The following is a 17880-nucleotide window of genomic DNA, read 5'->3' as shown; positions in this document are numbered from 1 at the left end:
GTGGCCGTCGGAGGCGACAATGGAAGCAGCCGGCAGCGTCGGTCAACGGAGGAGGCAATTGTGGCGAACGAATGGAACGAGCTGGGCGAGAAGCTGGAGGGCCTCGGCCTGAAGCTGAAGATGCACCTGCAGCAGAGCGACACCGGTGACGTGCCGGACGCGCTGAGCAAGATCGGGCACGCCGTGCAGGAGGTCTTCGCCGCGGCGGGCAACGCCGTCAAGGACGATGCCGTCCGGGCCGACGTCAAGGAAGCCGGGCAGATGCTCGGCGACGCGCTCGCGAACACGTTCAGCAAGGCGGGCAACGACATCCGTGACGCGTTCGGGAAGAAGCCCGGCGAGGCCGGATCGGCGTCTTCGGAAGCCCCCGAAGCCAAGCCCGCCGACAAGCCCGGCGAGGGATCAGCTCAGGAATGACAGGATGCGCCGCCAGGCGTCGGCGGAGGCCTGGCGGTGCTCCTCGTAGTGCCGGTCGAAGAAGCTGTGCGGGGCGTCCGGATAGACCACCAGGTCGTGGGGCGTACGCGCGGCGGTGAGCGCCCGATCGAAGCGGTCCACCGCCTCGGCGGGAATGCCCGGATCGGCCCCGCCGAAGAGCCCCAGGATCGGCGTCGTCAGCGTCGCCGCGACCTGGTTCGGGCCGGGTGAGCCGTTGATCTCGTCGAGCGCTCCGTAGAGCCCGACGACGTGGGACAGGCCATACGCCGGATCGGCGGTCAGGAAGGCGAGCCGGCCGCCGAAGCAGAAGCCGAGCGCGGCGACCGGCAGGTCCAACGCCCGCAAGTACGCGATCCCCGCATCGATGTCGCCGTACAGGCCGGGCCGAGTGAGCGCCATGAGGTGCGGCATCACGGTCGCCATGTCGTCGAACCCGGTGCGCGCTCGGTGATCGAGACCTGCCGTACGCCCGAAGTAGTCGACGGCGAGCGCGGGGTGGCCCTGCTCGGCGAGCCGGATCGCGAGCGTCTCGTAGAACCCGGAGAGCCCCCGATTGTCGGGCAGGATCAGCACCGCCCGCCCCGTTACAGTCGCCGGCATCGCCCGGTACGCCGCAAAAGCAGCCCCGTCCGTGCCGTTGAGAATGAGCGAACCACCGTCGGCGGTGGTGACGGGTTCGGAGTAGATCGGCGGTTCTGCGGAAGCGTCGTGGCACATGCGGCCGATGCTAGTTCGGCGATTCGCCCATAATACCACAAAAACGATCTTGAATCAAGTACGCAGTGGACGGAAACGATCCGCCGAAGGCCTTAAGGTGTCGCCATGAAGGTCATCGTGTTCGGCGCCACCGGCATGGTCGGGCAGGGCGTGCTGCGGGAATGCCTGCTCGCCCCCGATGTCGACCAAGTACTCACGGTCGGGCGTCGGGCCACCGCGCGCGGGCACACCAAGCTGCGCGAGATCGAGGTGCCGGATCTGGCGAACCTGTCGGCCATCGCGGACGAGCTCGGGGCGTACGACGCCTGCTTCTTCTGCCTCGGCGTCTCCTCGGCCGGGATGAAGGAGGACGACTACCGGCGGCTGACCTACGACCTGACGATGGCGGCCGCCCACCCGCTGGCCGAGCGCAATCCCGACGCGACTTTCGTGTACGTGTCCGGTGCGGGTACCGACAGCACCGAGCAGGGCCGCACCATGTGGGCCCGGGTGAAGGGCAAGACGGAGAACGACCTGTTCGCCCTGCCCTTCCAGGCGTACGCGTTGCGCCCGGGGTTCATCCAGCCGATGCACGGCGAAGTCTCGCGTACGCGGCTGTATCGCACGTTGTACGCGGTCGGCCGCCCGATCTTCCCCCTCGTCCGGCGGTTCGCGCCGAAGTCGGTGACCACCACGGAGAACATGGGCCGGGCGATGCTGACCTTGGCCCGGCACGGCTGGCCGGAGAAGGTGCTCGACCCGGAGCAGATCAACGCGGCGGCTGGACGAAGCTGACGCCGTGCCGCGCCGCCGCGGCAGCGGCGAGCGGAAACACCTCGGCCATCGGGGCGTCCACCGGGATCGACTCGTCGAGGTCGGCGAAGAACCGTCCCATCGCGTCGGTCAGCGTGAACACGAGGAACTTCGCCGACGGCGTCGCGATCGTGAAGGTGTGCTCGGCGTACGGCGGGACGTTCAGCGCCGCTCCCGGCGTCAGCTCGTAGAACCCCTCGCCGACCTGCACGTTCAGCGTGCCGTACAGCAGGTAGTACGCCTCCGGCCAGGCATGGGTGTGCAACGGGATGGCGTGCCCGCGCGGGGCGTCGATCTCGAAGAGCTCGTAGTCGCCGCCGGTCTGCTTCCCGCCGATCTTCACCGTGTGGATCGCGTCGATCGCCCGCAGCTCCACGCCGTCGCCGACCGGGCTGTGGTGCACGAAGTGCGTCATGACTCCCCCTCGAATGATCGTTTCAACTCGGGCAGCCCTGGGCCGCCGAGTGGACGCAGACCGGCCGGACGACCGGTCAGCACGAGCAGCAATGCGGAGATCGGACCCTCGACGCGTACGCCGTCTCCGTCCGACCAAGTGGCGTCGGTGGCCACCAGCCGGAATCCCCGCAGCCGGCGGCGCGCCCCGAACGGGAAACCCTTCGACCACACCCGGGTCGCGGCGTCCACGGCGGCGTCGGCGGGCATCTTCCGGTCGACGCCGAGCGGGATCGCGATGTCCTGACCGTGCACGAGGATGTCCAGCAACGGTTCGTGGATCGTGGTGCCCGGCGCGAGACGGCGCGACCCGCTGATCGCCCGTAAGTCGGCCACGATCTGCGCGGTCGGGCGGTCGGCGCGGCGTACGGCCGTGTCGTACACCATGCGGTTGAAGCTTCCCCGCGCGCGGACGATCTCCTGCAACACGGTGCCCCACGAGGTGATCGGGCCGAGGGTCAGGTGCGCGGCGACATCGCGTACGCGCCAGCCCGGGCACAGCGACGGCCGCTCCCACTGCTCCGGAGTCAGCCCGGCGAGCAGCCCGGCCAGGTCGAGCCGCTGCGCGTCGACCTCCCGCCAGATCTCGTCGTCTCGCATGACGTCGCCACCCACTCCCGAATTTGGTACGATTCTCTTACCATTTTAGTCAGAGGCTCTGACTAACCGTCAAGAGCAACCGCCAAGGGGAGACGATGCCGGAGGAGCAGCTCAACGTGGGATTGCTGCTGTTCATCCCGTACCGGGCGATGGAGTCGCGAGTCTTCGCCGAGCTCGCCGACGCCGGGTTCGGCGACTTCACGCCGGCTCAGGCCCGTGTGTTCCAGCGCATCGGCCCCGACGGCACCCGGCTGACCGAGCTGGCCGAAGCGGCCGGAGTCACCAAGCAGACCGCCGGCTTCCTTGTGGACCAACTCGAGAAGGCCGGCTACGTCGAGCGCGCACCCGATCCGCAGGACGCCCGGGCCCGGCTCGTCCGCATAGCGAAGCGCGGCCACGAGGCGATTCCCGTGGCCGCGCAGGTCGTGGAGCGGGTGGAGGCGGAGTGGACCGCCCAGTTGGGCAAGCGGCGGATGGCCCAGCTCAAGGCCATCCTCACCGACCTCCGCGCGGTCACCGATCCGTACCAGTGACCGGGTTCCACTAGGCCCGGTGCAGCTCCCACTTCACAAAGCCGCTGTCCAGCACGGCGGTGTCACCGGAGCAGGTGTAGGCCAGGCTGTTCTTCGAGATGTCGAGATTGCCGTCGAACGCCGTGGTCGGCAGCGGTTGCTCGACCCCGTTCATCACCATGACGGCCTTCGTGGTGACGGTTCCGCCCGGCGACGTCCCGGCCAGGCGGCCGTTCTCGCCCGACCAGGAGGTGCTGGTCGAACTGCCGTTGAAGGTCTGCTTGATGGTGATCGTCTGACCCGCCTGGGTGGTCTTGATGATCACGGCGGCGTTGGCGAACTTGATGGTCATCTGATCGGCGAAGGTGAGCGTGATCGCGCCGGTGCCGCTACCGGTCGCGCCGTTGCCCACCAACGCGGCGGCCGAGCCGGCGAGTTTGTCGACGTCGACCTTCCAGCTGCCCTTGAGGCACTCCGCGCCGGTCGCGGTGCCGCCACCGGACGTCGGGCTCGCCGAGACGCCGGCCGAGGCGTCGGCGGCGACCGTGGCACTCGGTGAGTCGCTCGCCGCGGGCGCGTCCGTTCCGCAGCCGGCGAGCGCGAACAGGGATGCGGCCAGCAGGCCGAGGAGGGGCGCCTTGGGGGTCATGGCGCCATGGTGGGCAAGCTCCGCTTCCGGATCAACGCGGCGTCGGCTTTCAGACATCGAGCACGGCGTCGGCCACCGCGGCCAGGTGACGGGCCGCGTCCGGTCCTGGCAGCAGCAGATCCGACGTGTACGCGAAGACGACCGCCCGTTCGGGGTCGGCCCAGCCGATGCAGCAGTTGCTGCCGTTGTGCCCGAAGGCGGCCCGGCTCAACCGGCCCATCGGGCGCGCCGATCCGTCGCCTCGGCCGGTCTCGGTCCCGCCGAGCTGGAAGCCGTTGGCCCAGCGCATCGGCAGCTTCACGATCCGGTCGACCTCCCCGTCGGAGGACGGTGCGACCGCCCGGGCGATCGTCTCCGGCCGCAGGACGCGTACGCCGTCGAGGTGGCCGCCGTTGAGCAGCATCCGGTAGAACCGGGCCAGGTCCCGGGCGGTGGTGGAGATCCCGGCGGCGGGGACGACCGCTTGGCGTACGGAGCGACGGTTGAACAGCGCGGCACCGGCCCGCCCGGTCGCGCCCCGGCTCCGGATCGGAACATGCCGGGGCCACGCCTCGTCCGGCAGCCCGAGAAAGGTGTCGTGCAGTCCGAGCGGGCCGAAGAACTCCCGGGCCAGCACGACTTCCACCGGATCGCCGGTCAGCCGGCGTACCAGTTCACCGAGGATGAAGCCGAAACTGACCGCCTGGTACGCCGGTCCCGATCCGACCGGCCACTTCGGACGCGCTCGCTCGGCTGCGCGTACCGATCGGTCCCAGTCCGCCGCGATCACCACGTCCAGCAGCAGACTCCGGGCGTACGCCGATCCCGTGCGGTGTTGCAGGACGTGCTCGATGGTGACCTCGGCCTTGCCGTTGACGGCGTACTCCGGCCAGTGGTCGGCCACCCGATCCGTGACGTCGGCCAGTCCTCGCTCCTGCAGGAGGTGCACCGCCATCGCCACGAACGGCTTGCTCGCCGAGAACGTCCAGAAGAGCGCGTCCGGCGCGCACCCGACCGCCTCGTCGAGCACGAGCTGATCGTCGCGCCAGACCACCAGCTGCGAGGCGCCGCCCCGGGCCCGCATCAGATCGACGGGATGCACGCCCGGGACTGTACCCGAGCGGCTCAGCCCGCGGGGCGGGCGAACGGGGCGAACGGGCTCTCCCGGGAGGCCGCGACTGCGCCGAAGGCGTACTCCAGCATCTGGCGCTCGTAGTCGGACTTGGCCTGCGCCCACGGGCGGCCGGAGCTGAGCACATCGGTGAGCAGCTCGGCGTCCCGCAACGCGACGTTGGCACCTTCACCGCGGCCCGGGGACATCGTGTGGATCGCGTCGCCCAGCAGGGTGACCCGCGGTTCGGCCCACGGCTCGACCGGGCGGGCCGAGGTGATCGCGACTGGGAAGGTCGCCTCGACGTCGGCCGCCTCGACGATGCGGCGTACGCCGGGATGCCAGCCGCGCACGGTGTGCAGCACCATTTCGTGCAACTCGCGGGGATCCATCTTGGCCGGCCGGCGACCCGGGATGGTTGCCGTCCAGGAGAAGTACTCGCCGACGTCGGTCAGCTCGGCGTACGGGGCGATCCGGGCGACGGCCGCCGCGATCGGCTCCCGCGACCGGCAGGTGGCGATCGCGATCGCCGACCCGTCCGGGGCGATCACCCGGTTGAAGCTGTCGACCAGCTCCTCCGGGGTCTGCGCCAGCAGGTCCGGAGTCATCGGAGTACGCCCGTATGCCGCCCAGCCCAGCTCGTCGATCGCCGAATCCGGGAGCAGCTTTCGGCGTATCACCGAGTTTGTGCCGTCCGCACCCACCAGCAAGTCGCCGACGGCGCTGGACCCGTCCGCGAAGCCGGCGCGCACTTGCCGGTCGTCGGCGTCGTAGCCGGTGCACGTCTTTCCGAAGTGGACACCGGGAAGCGCGGTCAGGAGGATCTCGCGGAGCGTGCGGCGGTGGACGCCGAAGCCTTCGCGCAGGTCGGGGATGGGTTTGGCGGACTTCGGGGTGAGGTCGGGGTTCATGAAGATCATGACGGTGGCGGGACGGAGCGCGGTGGCCTGCGCGAGCGCGAACAGGTCGGGCGGGAGGCACGCGCGGAGGGCCTGCTCCCCCGCGCCCTTGAGGCTGATGCGGTAACCCTGCTCTTCAGCTCCACTGTGGAGGGATCGTTCGTAGACGGCGAACGGCACGCCGGCCCGGCGAAGCCCGTGCGCGAGGCACAATCCGCCGATGCCGCCGCCCGCGATGAGGACGGTCATGGCGGCGAAGCTAGCACGATCACGCTTTCGCGGTGGCTGACTGGGTGTGGCGCCACCAGAAGAAGGCCGTCATGCCGAGCGGGATCGGCAGCAGCCACACGAAGATGCGGAAGATCAGGCTGGCCGCGACCAACTGGGCGTTCAGCTCGTCCGACTGCAGTCCCAGGACCCCGATCAGGATCAGCTCGGTCACGCCGAGGTTGCCCGGGGTGAGCGGCACCAGCGACGCGATCGTGCCGAGGGCGTACGCGTAAAGCACCTCCGACGGCGTGAGCACGTCCCGGCCGAGTCCCACCGCCCGGAGCGAGGCCAGCAGGACGGCGTAACTGGCTCCGGTCGCGGCGATCTGCGTCGCCACGACGAGCGGGGCGTTCTGGCGTACGCCGACCACCAGGTGTTCCCGCGTACGCAGCACCCGCGTCACGATGTCCCTCGGCGGCGGTTTGTTCAGGCGGCGGGCGAGCGCGGCGGCGACCGACTGCAGACGGTGGGCGAACCGATGGGCGTAGTCCTCCCGGCGCAGCAGTACCCAGGGCACACCGACAAGCAGCACCAACGCGGTCAGGCCGAGCGCGAAGAACAGCGGCGTATGCTCATCGCCCCGGCCGGTGATCAACACCGCAGACGTGCCCACCACCGGAAGCAGCAGCATCGTGAGGTAGCGGCCGATGCCGGCCAGGGCGACCGCCGTCGTCGTCCGGTCAGTGGAGAAACCCCAGGAGCGGCACATCGCGTACCGGGCGGCCAGGTCGGCTCCGGTCGGAAACAGTGCGGTGAGGAAGTTGCCGACGAGGCCGGTCTGCGTACCGTGCCACCAGCTGAGGCCGGGCAACGCCGCGACAGCGGACCAGCCGTTCAACGCGAGCACCACCAGGCCCAGCCCGAGCAGGAGCACCAGTTCGCCGCCGGACAGGCCTTGGAGCGTGCGCCAGATCTCGGCGTAGCTGGCGACTCTCGGCACGACCCAGACGAAGACGACGATCATCGCCAGTGCGCCGACCAGCCAGACGATCTTCTCCTTCCGGCTGGATCGCACCTTCTCTGTCCGGCTGGGTGGGGGCTCTTCCGCCCGGCTGGGTGGCGCCATGAAGATCATGCTAAACGGACTATTCGCCCCTCGGGCCGTTTGGCGAGCGCCTCACCGGCGTTTGCGGACGCCGCCGGCATTCAACGGACGCCTCGCGGACGGAACTGGATGCTGATCCGGGGCCCGGCGGGCTTGGCCGTCTTGAGGATGGCGTGCTCCCACGTACGCTGACAGCTGCCGCCCATCACGATCAGGTCGCCATGACCCTGCTCGAAGCGCAGCACGTCACCCCCGCCGGACGGACGCAACGCCAGCGCCCGGGGATCGCCGACCGAGATGATGGCGACCATCGTGTCGTGGGTGGCTCCGCGACCGATCCGATCGCCGTGCCAGGCGACGCTGTCCTGCCCGTCGCGGTAGTAGCAGAGCCCTGCCGTTCGGAACGGCTCGCCGAGCTCCTCGGCGTAGTACGCGTTGAGCGCCGTCTTCACGGTGTCCAAGGACGGGTCGGGCAGCTCGGCGTCCTCGTCGTAGAAGCACAGCAGCCGCGGCACGTCGACGACCCGCTCGTACATCTGTCGGCGTTCGGCCTTCCACGGGACCTGGTCCCGCAGGCGCAGGAACAGCTCGTCGGCACCGGTGAGCCAGCCCGGACACAAGTCCACCCAAGCGCCCCGGCTCAGCTCGACCCGCTGCACCGAATCGGCCAGCGGACCGGGCGTGATCTCGTCACCGAGATCGAAGAGCGAGCCCTGGAACGCGGCGGTCATCCTCGCAGCATACCGCGCCTCTTCGCACAGGTGTTCGCTCGTGTCGCTGCGTCATATTTCGGCTACTTACGGTTATTGTGCGGAGATGACCGGTTCCGCCCTTCTCCGGCCGCTTCTGTTCGTCAGCGTCGTCCTCCTTGGCGTACTCCTGCACCCTGTCGGCTCACACGCCGGGGATCAGCTCGCTCGTACTAACGGGCTCGCTCGTACGGACTCCCTGAAGCTCACCGACGCCGAAGCCCGAGCTCGGCTCAAGACGGCGGGCATCACCTGGTGGTCCAGCGGCAACTGCACCAATCGGCAGCGCACCGACTGCACCTCGTTCGAGCAGATCCGGCGCACGACGATCGCGGGCGTGGTGACCCTCCACAAATCGAGCGCCTGCCCGATCATGGTGACCGGCGGAACCGAGGCCGGCCACGGCACGGGCACCTACACCCATTGGAACGGCTGGAAAGTCGACATCGCGTTGAACGATTGCGTCAACGCGTACGTGCGCAGCTGGTTCAGCGACGCCGGCTACATCAGCGGCTGGGGTCACCAGTACCGGGCGCCCTCCGGGAACCTCTACACCAACGAAGGCGACCACTGGGACATCCTGTATTACAGCTGCGGTGGCTGCGATCCTGAGCCTGCGCCGCCTAAACCGGTCGTGCTGCCGTCGGCCCCCGCCTCCCCTTCCGCCGGCTCGGCCGCTGCGGCGAGCGCCTCTTCACCCGCCGCGCCGTACGCCACTTCGCCAGCCCCGACCGCATCGCCGGGCACGGTTACCTCGCCGGACACGATCCCACCAGCGAGCACCGCATTGCCGGGCACCGCCACCCAGCCTGGCACGCTCGCATCGCCGGGCGCCGCGTCGACGAGCGCAGTCGCATCTCCGGACACGACCGCGGCCGGCGCTCCTTCGCCGGGCTCTCCTCCGTTCACCGAAGCCCCGACCGGCACCGCCGCCCCGACCGGCACCGAAGCCGACCCACTGCCGACGGTCGAACCGCCTGCGCCGGAGCCGACCGGGCCGCCGCCCAGCCCGCCCGGCGTACTGAGCGTCGCGGGCTGACTCTCGCCGCGCCCGGCGACGCCGACCGAGCCCGCCCACAAGATCGTCGGATGCCGACGATCAGTGCACGAAAACGCCCACGATTGTCGGCTCCCGACGATCATGGAACCCGCATGCGCCAAGAATGTCGGAACCCGACGATCACGGAGACACACGTGCCCCGCACCAGCGCCGAACTAGCCGATTCCCGCTGGCCACCGGTACTTGATCTCCGAATCGCCAACCCAGATCGCTGACCCAGGACACGCGATCACAGCGCTAGTTGATCATGAGGTTTCCAGTCACGACACACCGACGAGACCACGGTCAACTCCATGATCAACTGGAAGTCGGGCGGACGAGGGCGATCTGGTAGCTGTAGCGGTCGCCGCGATATAGGGACACGGCCCGTTCGATGGGCCGGTCGCGTTGGTCGAACGCAGTCCGCTCGACCAGCAGCGCCGGACTGAAAGCGGGCACCGCCAGCAGTTCCGCAGTGGCCTGGTCCAGCACGGTGGCCCGGATGGTCTGCTCGGCGCGCACCATCGTGATCCGGTAGCGCTCGCGGAGGACGTCGTAGAGCGAGGCGTCGAGCGGTTCGTCGAGCAGCCCCGGCACTGCGGATCCGGCCAGATACGTGTGCTCCAGGCACATCGGCTCGCCGTCGGCGGTGCGTACGCGTTCGATGTGGACCACGGAGGCGGATGGGGACAGGCCGAGCGCGAAGCCGATCTCGGCTCCGGCTGGGACGTCCTCGGCGACGCAGAGCCGGGAGCCGGGTTGCAGGCCACGGCTGCGCATGTCGTCGCTGAACGACGTCAGCTCGATGCTTTTGGTGATCGCGGGCGGGGCGACGAAGGTGCCCGCCCCCTGGACCCGGTAGACCCGGCGTTCCTGTTCCAGGCGTTCGAGCGCCTGGCGAACCGTCATGCGGCTGACCCCGAACTCTTCGGCGAGGTCGCGTTCGGTGGGCAGCCGATCGTGCGGGGCCAGCTCATGGTCGATGAGCCGGCCCAGATGGTTCTGCAGCACTTCCCGCTTCGTCCGCGCCATGTCCCCCACCCGAGCCGAAAACCTGATTGGTATGAACCAGCAAGAGGATACGACGCCTCTTGCGGAAACGCGAGAGCTGGTGCAGACTCCGTCACACAGCGATTGGACTATACCAAATCTGATCTAGCTTACTGAGCTGTGGAGGTCTTATGTACCGAAGGCTCCGACCGATCGCCGCCGTCGCGGCGGCGGTGCTCACCGCGGCGGTGGCCGCCTGCGGAGGCGGCGGCGACACCGCGTCCGGGAAGACCGAGGTGGTCTTCTCCTACCTGTGGTCCGGCCAGGAGGCCGCCGCGCTGGAGAAGGTCATCGCGGACTTCAACGCCAGCCAGGACAAGATCGTGGTCAAGGGCGTGTCCAGCCCCGACTTCCAGAAGCAGCTGACGTCGATGTCGAGCGCCAACGGGAGCTTCGACATCTCCGACAACTTCGGCAGCGGCGTCGGGGCTTGGGCGAGCAAGGGCATCCTGACCCCGCTCGACGACTTCATGAAGACCGACGGTTACGACACCGCCGACTTCGTCCCGTCGGCGATGAACCAGATGAAGTACGACGGCAAGACCTACTCGATGCCGATCGCGCTGCATACGCAACTGCTCATGTACAACAAGAAGCTGTTCGCCGAGGCCGGCATCGACAAGGCGCCGGTCACCGTCGAGGAGTGGGCCGCCGACATCGACAAGCTCACCAAGCGGGGTGCGGACGGCACGATCACCCAGCTCGGGTACGCCAACGCCGAGATCAACACGTCGCTGACCACCCTGGGCTTCATGTTCGGCGGCAGCTGGGACGACGCGCAGGGCAAGCCGTCGCCGGCCGACCCGGGCGTGGTGGCCGGGACGAAGTTCTACGCCGACACGATCCCGGGGAAGTACGGCGTGGACAAGGTCCGCAAGTTCACCTCGGGCTTCGGCGAGTACCAGTCCGCACAGAACCCGTTCTACACCGGCAAGGTCGCCACGATGATCGACGGCGAGTGGCAGTCGGTCTTCATTAAGAAGTTCGCGCCGAACTTGGAGTGGGGCGTCGCACCGCTGCCTTACCCCGCCGCCAAGCCGGAGCTGGCCGGGACCACTCAGGTCACCACCAGCACCCTGTTCATCCCGAAGAACGCCAAGCATCCCAAGGAAGCCTGGACTTTCATGAAGTACCTGCTCGACAAGAAGTCGATGCTGGACTTCACGCTGGCCCTCGGCAATCTGCCGGCGCGTACCTCCATGGTGGACGATCCGGGCTACGCCGAGTTGCCGAACTTCTCGGCCTGGCTCGCCGCGATGAAGGGCTCGAATGCCAAGTCGCTGGCCAGCGGCCCGACGGCCGCCCAGTACGCCGCCGATCTCGGCACGGCGTTCGACGACATCGCCCAGCTGCGCAAGTCGCCGGCGGACGCGCTCGCGGGCGTGGCGGACAAGGCCAAGAAGTATGCGCCGTAAGGCAACCCGCGCTGCGGGCTCGCGTCGCCGGCTGTGGCTGGGCCTGGCGTTCGCGAGCCCGTGGCTCCTCGGGTTCGTCGCGCTCGTGGCCGGGCCGATCCTGGCCTCCGGCTACTACAGCTTCACCGATTTCAACCTGTTCCAGTCCCCCACCAACGTCGGCTTCGCGAACTATCAGGAGCTGCTGCACGACGAGCGGTTCGGCCAGGCGCTCGCCAACACCCTGATCCTCACGGTGGTCGGCGTACCGGTGTCGCTGATGCTCGCCTTGCTGCTCGCGCTCGCCCTGAACCTCCGCGTACGCGGAATGCCGTTCTACCGGGCGGTCGTGTACCTGCCGACGATCGTCCCCATCGTGGTGACCACTTACGTGTGGCGCTGGCTGCTGAATGCCCAGTACGGCTGGATCAACCGGCTGCTCGGGTTGGTGGGCCTGCCCCAGCCGAGCTGGCTGGAGGACCCCGCGTTCACCAAGCCGGCCGTGATCCTCATCGGGTTGTGGACGGTCGGCGGCACCACCGTGATCTACCTGGCGGCGTTGAAGAACGTCCCCCAGGAGACCTACGAGGCGGCCGCGATGGACGGTGCCGGGCCTTGGCAGAAGTTCCGGGCGGTCACCTGGCCGGCGCTCAGCCCGGTCACCCTCTTCCAGCTCATCGTCGGGGTGATCGCGAGCCTTCAGCTGTTCACCCAGCCGTACCTACTGGCCCAGAACCGGCTCAACGGCGCGGCGGGCGGCCCCGACGACTCCCTGCTCACCTACGGGATGTACGTGTTCCAGAACGCGTTCGTGTTCCTGAAGATGGGCTACGCCTCGGCGCTGGCCTGGGTGCTGTTCCTGATCACGATGGCGGTCAGCGCCGGACTGCTCCTGACCTCCCGGCGGTGGGTCCACTATGGGAATTAAGACCACAGCTAGATACGCGACGGTCTGGGCGATCGTCCTCGGCATGGCGTTCCCGTTCCTCATCATGCTCAGCACGGCGCTCAAGGGGCCGAACGAGATCTTCGCCGCTCCCCCGAAGCTGCTGCCGCACGAGTGGAACTTCGCCAGCTTCGGCGACGCCCTGAATGCGATGCCGTTCTGGCGTTACCTCGGCAACACCTTGCTCGTCTCCGGGCTGTGCGTGGTGGGCAGTCTGATCTCGTGCCCGCTCGTGGCGTACTCGTTGTCGAAGCTGCATTGGCCGGGCCGCAACGTGGTGCTCGTCCTCATGCTCTCGACGATGATGCTGCCGCCGCAGGTGACCCTGGTTCCGCTGTACCTGCTCTGGGACAAGCTGGGTCTCGTCGGGACCTACCTGCCGCTGGTGATCCCGAGTTTCCTCGGTACGCCGTTCCTCATCTTCATGCTGCGCCAGTTCCTGATGGGCGTACCGGACGAGCTGCTCGACGCCGCCCGCCTCGACGGCGCCTCCGAACTTCGGGTGTACGCCAGCGTCGTCCTGCCGCTGGCCCGCCCGGCGCTGGCGACGGTCGCGGTGTTCCAGTTCGTCTGGAGCTGGACCGACTTCCTCAACCCGCTGATCTACCTCAACGACAGCTCGCAGTACACGTTGTCGATCGGCCTCTACAACTTCTTCTCCGAGCACGGCGTCGACTGGGGTCCGCTGATGGCCGCCAGCGTCATGTTCACCCTGCCCGCGCTGGTCATCTTCCTGCTCGGCCAACGGCACTTCGTCGAGGGCATAGCGACTCGAGGCCTGAAGTAGCCCCACGGCCCGAAGTAGACCCGGCGTCAAGTAAGAACTGAAAGGAACAGAAATGCCTGACCGCACTCCTGGCGGCTCGGCCGACTGCACTTCTGGCGGCTCGGCCGAGAGCCTCCCCGGCTTGAGCCTCCCCGGCTACCAGGCGATCTCCGGAACCTTCCTCGACGAGATCTCCGTCGACATCCCGTCGCAGAACTGGGGTCCGCGTGAGTGGGCCACCGAGTTCGACACCATGCGGGCCGCCGGCATCGACACGGTGATCCTCATCCGGGCCGGTCTCGGCGAGCGGCTGGCCTGCCCGTCCGAGGCGGTGAGCAAGCGGGTCGCGACTCTGCCCGTCCACGTCGACCTGGTACGCCTGTTCCTCGACCTCGCGGCCGAGCGCGGCATGTCGTTCTACTTCGGGCTCTACGACTCGCACTACTTCTGGTACCGCTACGACTGGCGTACCGAGGTCGACGTCAACCTCGCGTTCATCGACGAGATCTGGGAGCGGTACGGCGACTCGCCCGCCTTCCGGGGCTGGTACCTGCCGCACGAGACGACCGACTCCAGTCTGCGCATCCTAGACATCAACACGACGCTGGCCGCCCGCCTGCGCGAGATCTCCGAGCTGCCGATCCTGATCTCGCCGTTCTTCCTGGGCCGGGCCGACATGGCGATGACTACCGATCCGCGCCAGCAGCCGCGGTCTCCGGAGGAGCACGTACGCATCTGGGAGGAGATCTTCGGCCGCTACAGCGGACTGGTCGACTACTGCGCGTTCCAGGACGGCACGGTGGAGATCGCCCGCTCGGCCGAGTACTTCGCCGCCACCGCCGAAGCCGCGTCACGCCACGGCATCACGTCGTGGGCCAACATCGAGACCTTCGACCGGGACATGCCGATCAAGTTCCCGCCGACCGACTGGCGCAAGCTCGCGCACAAGCTCGACGCGGTGCAGCCGTACGTCGAGAAGGTCATCTCGTTCGAGTTCTCGCACTTCCTGAGCCCGAACTCGGTATGGCCCGCGGCGCGCAATCTGTTCGACCGCTACGCCGAACACCTGGCCACGCGCGGAGTCCAGCTGTGAGCGTCCTGGAGCGGCTCACGGGCGGCCTGGTCGTGTCCTGCCAGGCCAAGCAGGGCCATCCGCTGCGCTCGGCCGAGATCATCGCGCGGCTCGCGGAGTGCGCGGTCCTGGGCGGGGCGGTGGGCGTACGGGTGAACGCGCCGGAAGACGTCCGCGCCGTCCGGGCCGCCGTCGGCGACCTGCCCATCATCGGCCTGCACAAGGTGCGCGCGGCCGACCGCGACATCATCACGCCGCGGTTCGAGCTGGCTGAAGGGCTGGCCGAGGCGGGAGCGGACGTGATCGCGTTCGAGGCGACCGACCGCATCGACGTCGCTCCCGGGAAGTTCGTCGCCCGCGTCCACGAGGAGCTGCGGCTGCCGGTCATGGCCGACGTCGCGACCGCGGCCGAGGGGTTCGCCGCCTGGGACGCGGGGGCCGACCTCGTGGGCAGCACTCTTTCCGGGTACACATCGGACAGTCCAACGCGCGAGGAGCCGGACCTCGACCTGGTCGCGGCGCTGGCGGCCTACGGCGCGCGTACGGTCGCCGAGGGCCGCCTGGTCACCCCGGACCACGTCCGCTCGGCCTTCGCGGCGGGCGCATGCGCCGTCGTGGTGGGCACGGCGGTCACCGATCCGGCCGCCATCGCCCGCCGTCTGGTCGCCTCGACTCCAGCCTTCTCCGGGGATACGCGGTGAGCAGCGCGCCTCGTTCACCAGGGAGTTCGCCGGTGGTCGGCGTCGACATCGGCGGCACCAAGATCCTGGCGGCCGCAGTCGGGGCCGACGGCGTACTCGGTGAACTGGTTCGCATACCGACTCCGGCGGCCGACGGACCAGACGCGATTCTCGCCGCCGCGATCGGCGCGGCGCACCAAGCAGCCACCGGGATCGGCATCGCAGCCTGCGGCATCGGCACGGCGGGCGCGGTCGATCCGGCCGGGCGGATCAGTCATGCGACGGCGACACTGCCCGGCTGGCTCGGGACGGACGTCCGGGGCGCGTTCGAGGCGGCGCTCGGCGTACGCACGATCGTGCTGAACGACGTCCACGCGATGGCTGTCGGCGAGGCCGCCGGCGAATCCGGAACGGTCCTCGTCGTCGCGGCCGGGACTGGAGTCGGCGGCGCACTCTTGCGGGACGGCGTACTGCTGACCGGGGAACACGGCCTCGCCGGGAGCGTCGGTCACCTGCCGTCTGCCGTCCGGGACGGCCGCCCGTGCGGGTGCGGCGGAGTGGACCACGTCGAGGCGTACGCCGCCGGCCCGGCGATCGCCGCCGACTACGCCGTCCGGGCCGGGCGAAGCGATGCGCCTCCGTTGGAGGCGGTCGCCACTGCGGCCGCAGCCGGCGATGCCGCCGCAATAGCGGCGATCGATCTCGGCGCACATGTGCTCGGGGCCGGACTAGGCGCGGCTGCGACGCTGCTGGACCCGGTCGCGATCGTCCTCGGCGGCGGGGTGCTCAACCTCGGCGACCGATACCTGTCGACCGTACGCAAGGAGGTGACTGCGAACTCACTTGGCGAAACCGGGCACGCCGTTGTGCGTACCACTGCCTGGGGACCGGCAGCGGTCGTAGCGGGAGCGGCCCGAGCAGCGCAAGCAGAACGAACCTGATGGAGGTTTGCATGCACCGAACGCTGTACCGCCTGATGACCGTGGCGGCGCTGGCCGGGACGGCTCTGGTCGTCCCGACCGCCGCGCACGCCGTGACCTGCACCACCACCCCGCGGCTCGCGGGCTCGTTCATCCAGCCCGCGCTGGCCGACGGCTGGACGAACACGCAGCTGGCCAACGAGTACACCTACCTGACGAACGCCTGCATGACCACCCAGGTCATCCAGTGGACCGCCGACAGCAAGCACCACACCGCCACCTATTCGACCGGGCTGAGCGGGTACACCAAGTCGACGGCGACCGAGGTGCCCGACCGCATCCTGAGCAAGGCCGAGACGGCCGGGGTGAACGTCTACGTGGGACTCCAGATCAACGACGACTGGTGGACCAATTACGCCGACAACGCCACCTGGCTGGCGAACGAGGCGACGCTGGCCGAGAACCTCGCCGACGAGCTGTGGTCCAACTACGGCCCCTACGATTCCTTCGCGGGCTGGTACCTGCCGTTCGAGGCGGACAACCTGCATTTCCAGACGACCGCGCAGCAGGACGCGCTGGCCGGCTTCTACGCCGACGTCATCGGGCACCTGCACACGCTGAGCCCCGGCCTGCCGGTCGTGACCTCGCCGTTCTACAACGCGAACCTGACGGGCACGCTCGACCCGACGGGCTGGCAGTCCATGTGGACGCGCATCCTGGGCACCGCGCCGATCGACGCGATCGCCCTGCAGGACGGCGTGGGCGCCGGCCACGCCACGAGTACGCAGCTGGCCTCGTGGTTCAGCGCTACCAAGAACGCCATCACGGCAGCCCGCCCGGCGACGCTGCTCTACGACGACGTGGAGACCTTCGTGCTGGGCGCGTCCGGCTTCCAGCCGATGCCGATCAAGGACGTCGTCACCGACATGGCGGCGGTCTCCTCCTACGTGAGCGGCTACTGGGCCTTCTCCTACGACCACTACCAGTCGCCGCTTGCGCCTTACTCGACGTACTACGACGCGACCTATCGGAATTACTTGACCAACGGCGTCGTGGAAACCACCGTCCCCGGTACGCCGACCTCGCTGGCGGCGACCGCGACCAACTCGCAGACGGTGTCGCTGACCTGGACCGCTCCGACGGACAACATCGGCGTCGCCGGGTACAACATCTACCGGGGCGGTGATCTGGTGGCGACCAAGCACGGTAGCGCCACCGGCTTCACCGACCAGCAGCTGGACGGCTCGACGGCGTACAGCTACACCGTGAAGGCGTTCGACGGCGCGGGCAACCTGTCGGCGGCGGCCACCACGGCGAACGTCACCACTCCGGCAGCCCCGGTCTACTCGACCAACTGGGCGGCCGGGAAGACCTACACCTCGTCCATCGCGGCCAACGCGTCGTACCCGGACACGGGCGGCGTCGAGCTGACCGACGGGGTGAAGGCGACCGGCCCGTTCTACGGCGCGCCGTGGCAGGGCCGCAACGCCGTCGGCAGCTACACCTTCGTGATCGACCTCGGCACGAGCCGGACGATCAACTCCCTCACGAGCAGCTGGCTCCAGGTACGCCCGGACTACGTCTTCCTGCCGACCTCGGTGAAGTACGAGGTCTCGGCGACCGGCAGCAGCTACACGACGGCCGGCACGGTCACCCTGCCCGCCGTCAACTCGGTCAACCAGATCAAGAACTACAAGCTGATCTCGCTCTCGCTCACCGGGCGCTATGTCCGGGTCACCGTCGACGGGGGCAGCGCCTGGTCGATGCTCGACGAGATCGAGGTCCGGGCCGTCTGACTT

20 protein-coding genes are annotated in these 17880 nt (G+C 68.8%); 11 read left to right on the top strand and 9 right to left on the bottom strand.

All coding sequences use genetic code 11. The features are described 5' to 3' along the window. Positions 1-60: 60 nt before the first annotated feature. Positions 61-417, top strand: a complete 357-nt coding sequence (locus HOV77_RS15655; RefSeq protein ID WP_290862864.1) for a hypothetical protein — start codon at positions 61-63, stop codon at positions 415-417. On the opposite strand, the gene HOV77_RS15650 is transcribed toward HOV77_RS15655, so the two are convergent. Continuing rightward, positions 403-1155: a dienelactone hydrolase family protein gene (locus HOV77_RS15650; protein WP_290862863.1), complete on the bottom strand. Its 753-nt coding sequence runs from the start codon at positions 1153-1155 to the stop codon at positions 403-405. The two genes, HOV77_RS15655 and HOV77_RS15650, sit on opposite strands and share 15 nt — an antisense overlap. Before the next feature lie 105 nt (positions 1156-1260). Between HOV77_RS15650 and HOV77_RS15645 the strand changes: the two genes are divergently transcribed. Continuing rightward, on the top strand, positions 1261-1929 hold the full coding sequence (locus HOV77_RS15645; protein ID WP_290862861.1) for an NAD-dependent epimerase/dehydratase family protein: 669 nt from the start codon (positions 1261-1263) through the stop codon (positions 1927-1929). Here HOV77_RS15645 and HOV77_RS15640 read toward each other — a convergent pair. Together HOV77_RS15640 and HOV77_RS15635 are read right to left on the bottom strand one after the other, a co-directional pair. After that, a complete protein-coding gene (locus HOV77_RS15640; protein WP_290862859.1) occupies positions 1904-2362 on the bottom strand; it encodes a cupin domain-containing protein in 459 nt (152 codons plus the stop codon). The genes HOV77_RS15645 and HOV77_RS15640 overlap by 26 nt on opposite strands. Beyond that, positions 2359-3000 (bottom strand): maleylpyruvate isomerase family mycothiol-dependent enzyme, encoded by a 642-nt coding sequence (locus HOV77_RS15635; protein ID WP_290862857.1) that lies wholly within the window; start codon positions 2998-3000, stop codon positions 2359-2361. Before HOV77_RS15635 ends, HOV77_RS15640 begins: the two co-directional genes overlap by 4 nt. A 95-nt stretch (positions 3001-3095) precedes the next feature. On the opposite strand from HOV77_RS15635, the gene HOV77_RS15630 reads away from it, so the two are divergent. Further along, positions 3096-3533: a MarR family transcriptional regulator gene (locus tag HOV77_RS15630; protein ID WP_290862855.1), complete on the top strand. Its 438-nt coding sequence runs from the start codon at positions 3096-3098 to the stop codon at positions 3531-3533. 10 nt (positions 3534-3543) lie between these two features. Here the strand turns inward: HOV77_RS15630 and HOV77_RS15625 are convergent, their stop codons facing one another. The 5 genes from HOV77_RS15625 to HOV77_RS15605 form a co-directional block, all read right to left on the bottom strand. Continuing rightward, complete coding sequence (locus HOV77_RS15625) at positions 3544-4161, bottom strand: hypothetical protein (protein WP_290862853.1); 618 nt, start codon at positions 4159-4161, stop codon at positions 3544-3546. A gap of 49 nt (positions 4162-4210) precedes the next feature. Continuing rightward, the gene (locus tag HOV77_RS15620; protein ID WP_290862851.1) at positions 4211-5242 is read right to left on the bottom strand and encodes a serine hydrolase domain-containing protein; all 1032 of its coding nucleotides are present in this window, start codon (positions 5240-5242) and stop codon (positions 4211-4213) included. Between the two features lie 23 nt (positions 5243-5265). Continuing rightward, on the bottom strand, positions 5266-6399 hold the full coding sequence (locus tag HOV77_RS15615) for an NAD(P)/FAD-dependent oxidoreductase (protein WP_290862849.1): 1134 nt from the start codon (positions 6397-6399) through the stop codon (positions 5266-5268). Between the two features lie 19 nt (positions 6400-6418). Continuing rightward, on the bottom strand, positions 6419-7486 hold the full coding sequence (locus HOV77_RS15610) for a lysylphosphatidylglycerol synthase transmembrane domain-containing protein (RefSeq protein ID WP_290862847.1): 1068 nt from the start codon (positions 7484-7486) through the stop codon (positions 6419-6421). Between the two features lie 80 nt (positions 7487-7566). Further along, a complete protein-coding gene (locus HOV77_RS15605) occupies positions 7567-8196 on the bottom strand; it encodes an alpha-ketoglutarate-dependent dioxygenase AlkB (protein ID WP_290862846.1) in 630 nt (209 codons plus the stop codon). Positions 8197-8281: 85 nt separating this feature from the next. On the opposite strand from HOV77_RS15605, the gene HOV77_RS15600 reads away from it, so the two are divergent. Next, the gene (locus HOV77_RS15600; protein WP_290862844.1) at positions 8282-9253 is read left to right on the top strand and encodes a hypothetical protein; all 972 of its coding nucleotides are present in this window, start codon (positions 8282-8284) and stop codon (positions 9251-9253) included. Positions 9254-9571: 318 nt separating this feature from the next. Here the strand turns inward: HOV77_RS15600 and HOV77_RS15595 are convergent, their stop codons facing one another. Further along, entirely contained in the window at positions 9572-10285 is a 714-nt protein-coding gene (locus HOV77_RS15595) for a GntR family transcriptional regulator (protein WP_290862842.1), read from the bottom strand. Between the two features lie 149 nt (positions 10286-10434). Between HOV77_RS15595 and HOV77_RS15590 the strand changes: the two genes are divergently transcribed. The 7 genes from HOV77_RS15590 to HOV77_RS15560 are packed head-to-tail and all read left to right on the top strand — an operon-like array spanning position 10435 to position 17877. Continuing rightward, positions 10435-11718 carry an ABC transporter substrate-binding protein gene (locus tag HOV77_RS15590; protein WP_290862839.1) on the top strand — a complete coding sequence of 428 codons (1284 nt, stop codon included), beginning with the start codon at positions 10435-10437 and terminating at the stop codon, positions 11716-11718. Further along, on the top strand, positions 11708-12625 hold the full coding sequence (locus tag HOV77_RS15585; protein WP_290862837.1) for a sugar ABC transporter permease: 918 nt from the start codon (positions 11708-11710) through the stop codon (positions 12623-12625). Before HOV77_RS15590 ends, HOV77_RS15585 begins: the two co-directional genes overlap by 11 nt. Beyond that, complete coding sequence (locus tag HOV77_RS15580; protein ID WP_290862835.1) at positions 12615-13430, top strand: carbohydrate ABC transporter permease; 816 nt, start codon at positions 12615-12617, stop codon at positions 13428-13430. The genes HOV77_RS15585 and HOV77_RS15580 overlap by 11 nt, the downstream gene beginning before the upstream one ends. A gap of 52 nt (positions 13431-13482) precedes the next feature. Then, positions 13483-14502: a DUF4434 domain-containing protein gene (locus HOV77_RS15575; RefSeq protein WP_290862833.1), complete on the top strand. Its 1020-nt coding sequence runs from the start codon at positions 13483-13485 to the stop codon at positions 14500-14502. Further along, on the top strand, positions 14499-15182 hold the full coding sequence (locus HOV77_RS15570; RefSeq protein WP_290862831.1) for a putative N-acetylmannosamine-6-phosphate 2-epimerase: 684 nt from the start codon (positions 14499-14501) through the stop codon (positions 15180-15182). Before HOV77_RS15575 ends, HOV77_RS15570 begins: the two co-directional genes overlap by 4 nt. A gap of 32 nt (positions 15183-15214) precedes the next feature. Further along, positions 15215-16102 (top strand): ROK family protein, encoded by an 888-nt coding sequence (locus HOV77_RS15565; RefSeq protein ID WP_290862829.1) that lies wholly within the window; start codon positions 15215-15217, stop codon positions 16100-16102. 11 nt (positions 16103-16113) lie between these two features. Continuing rightward, the gene (locus HOV77_RS15560; RefSeq protein ID WP_290862827.1) at positions 16114-17877 is read left to right on the top strand and encodes a DUF4434 domain-containing protein; all 1764 of its coding nucleotides are present in this window, start codon (positions 16114-16116) and stop codon (positions 17875-17877) included. Positions 17878-17880 lie beyond the last annotated feature (3 nt).

Origin of the sequence: Hamadaea sp., assembly GCF_013362815.1 — a bacterium.
Lineage (GTDB): Bacteria > Actinomycetota > Actinomycetes > Mycobacteriales > Micromonosporaceae > Hamadaea.
This window is presented reverse-complemented; position numbering and strand designations above follow the sequence as displayed.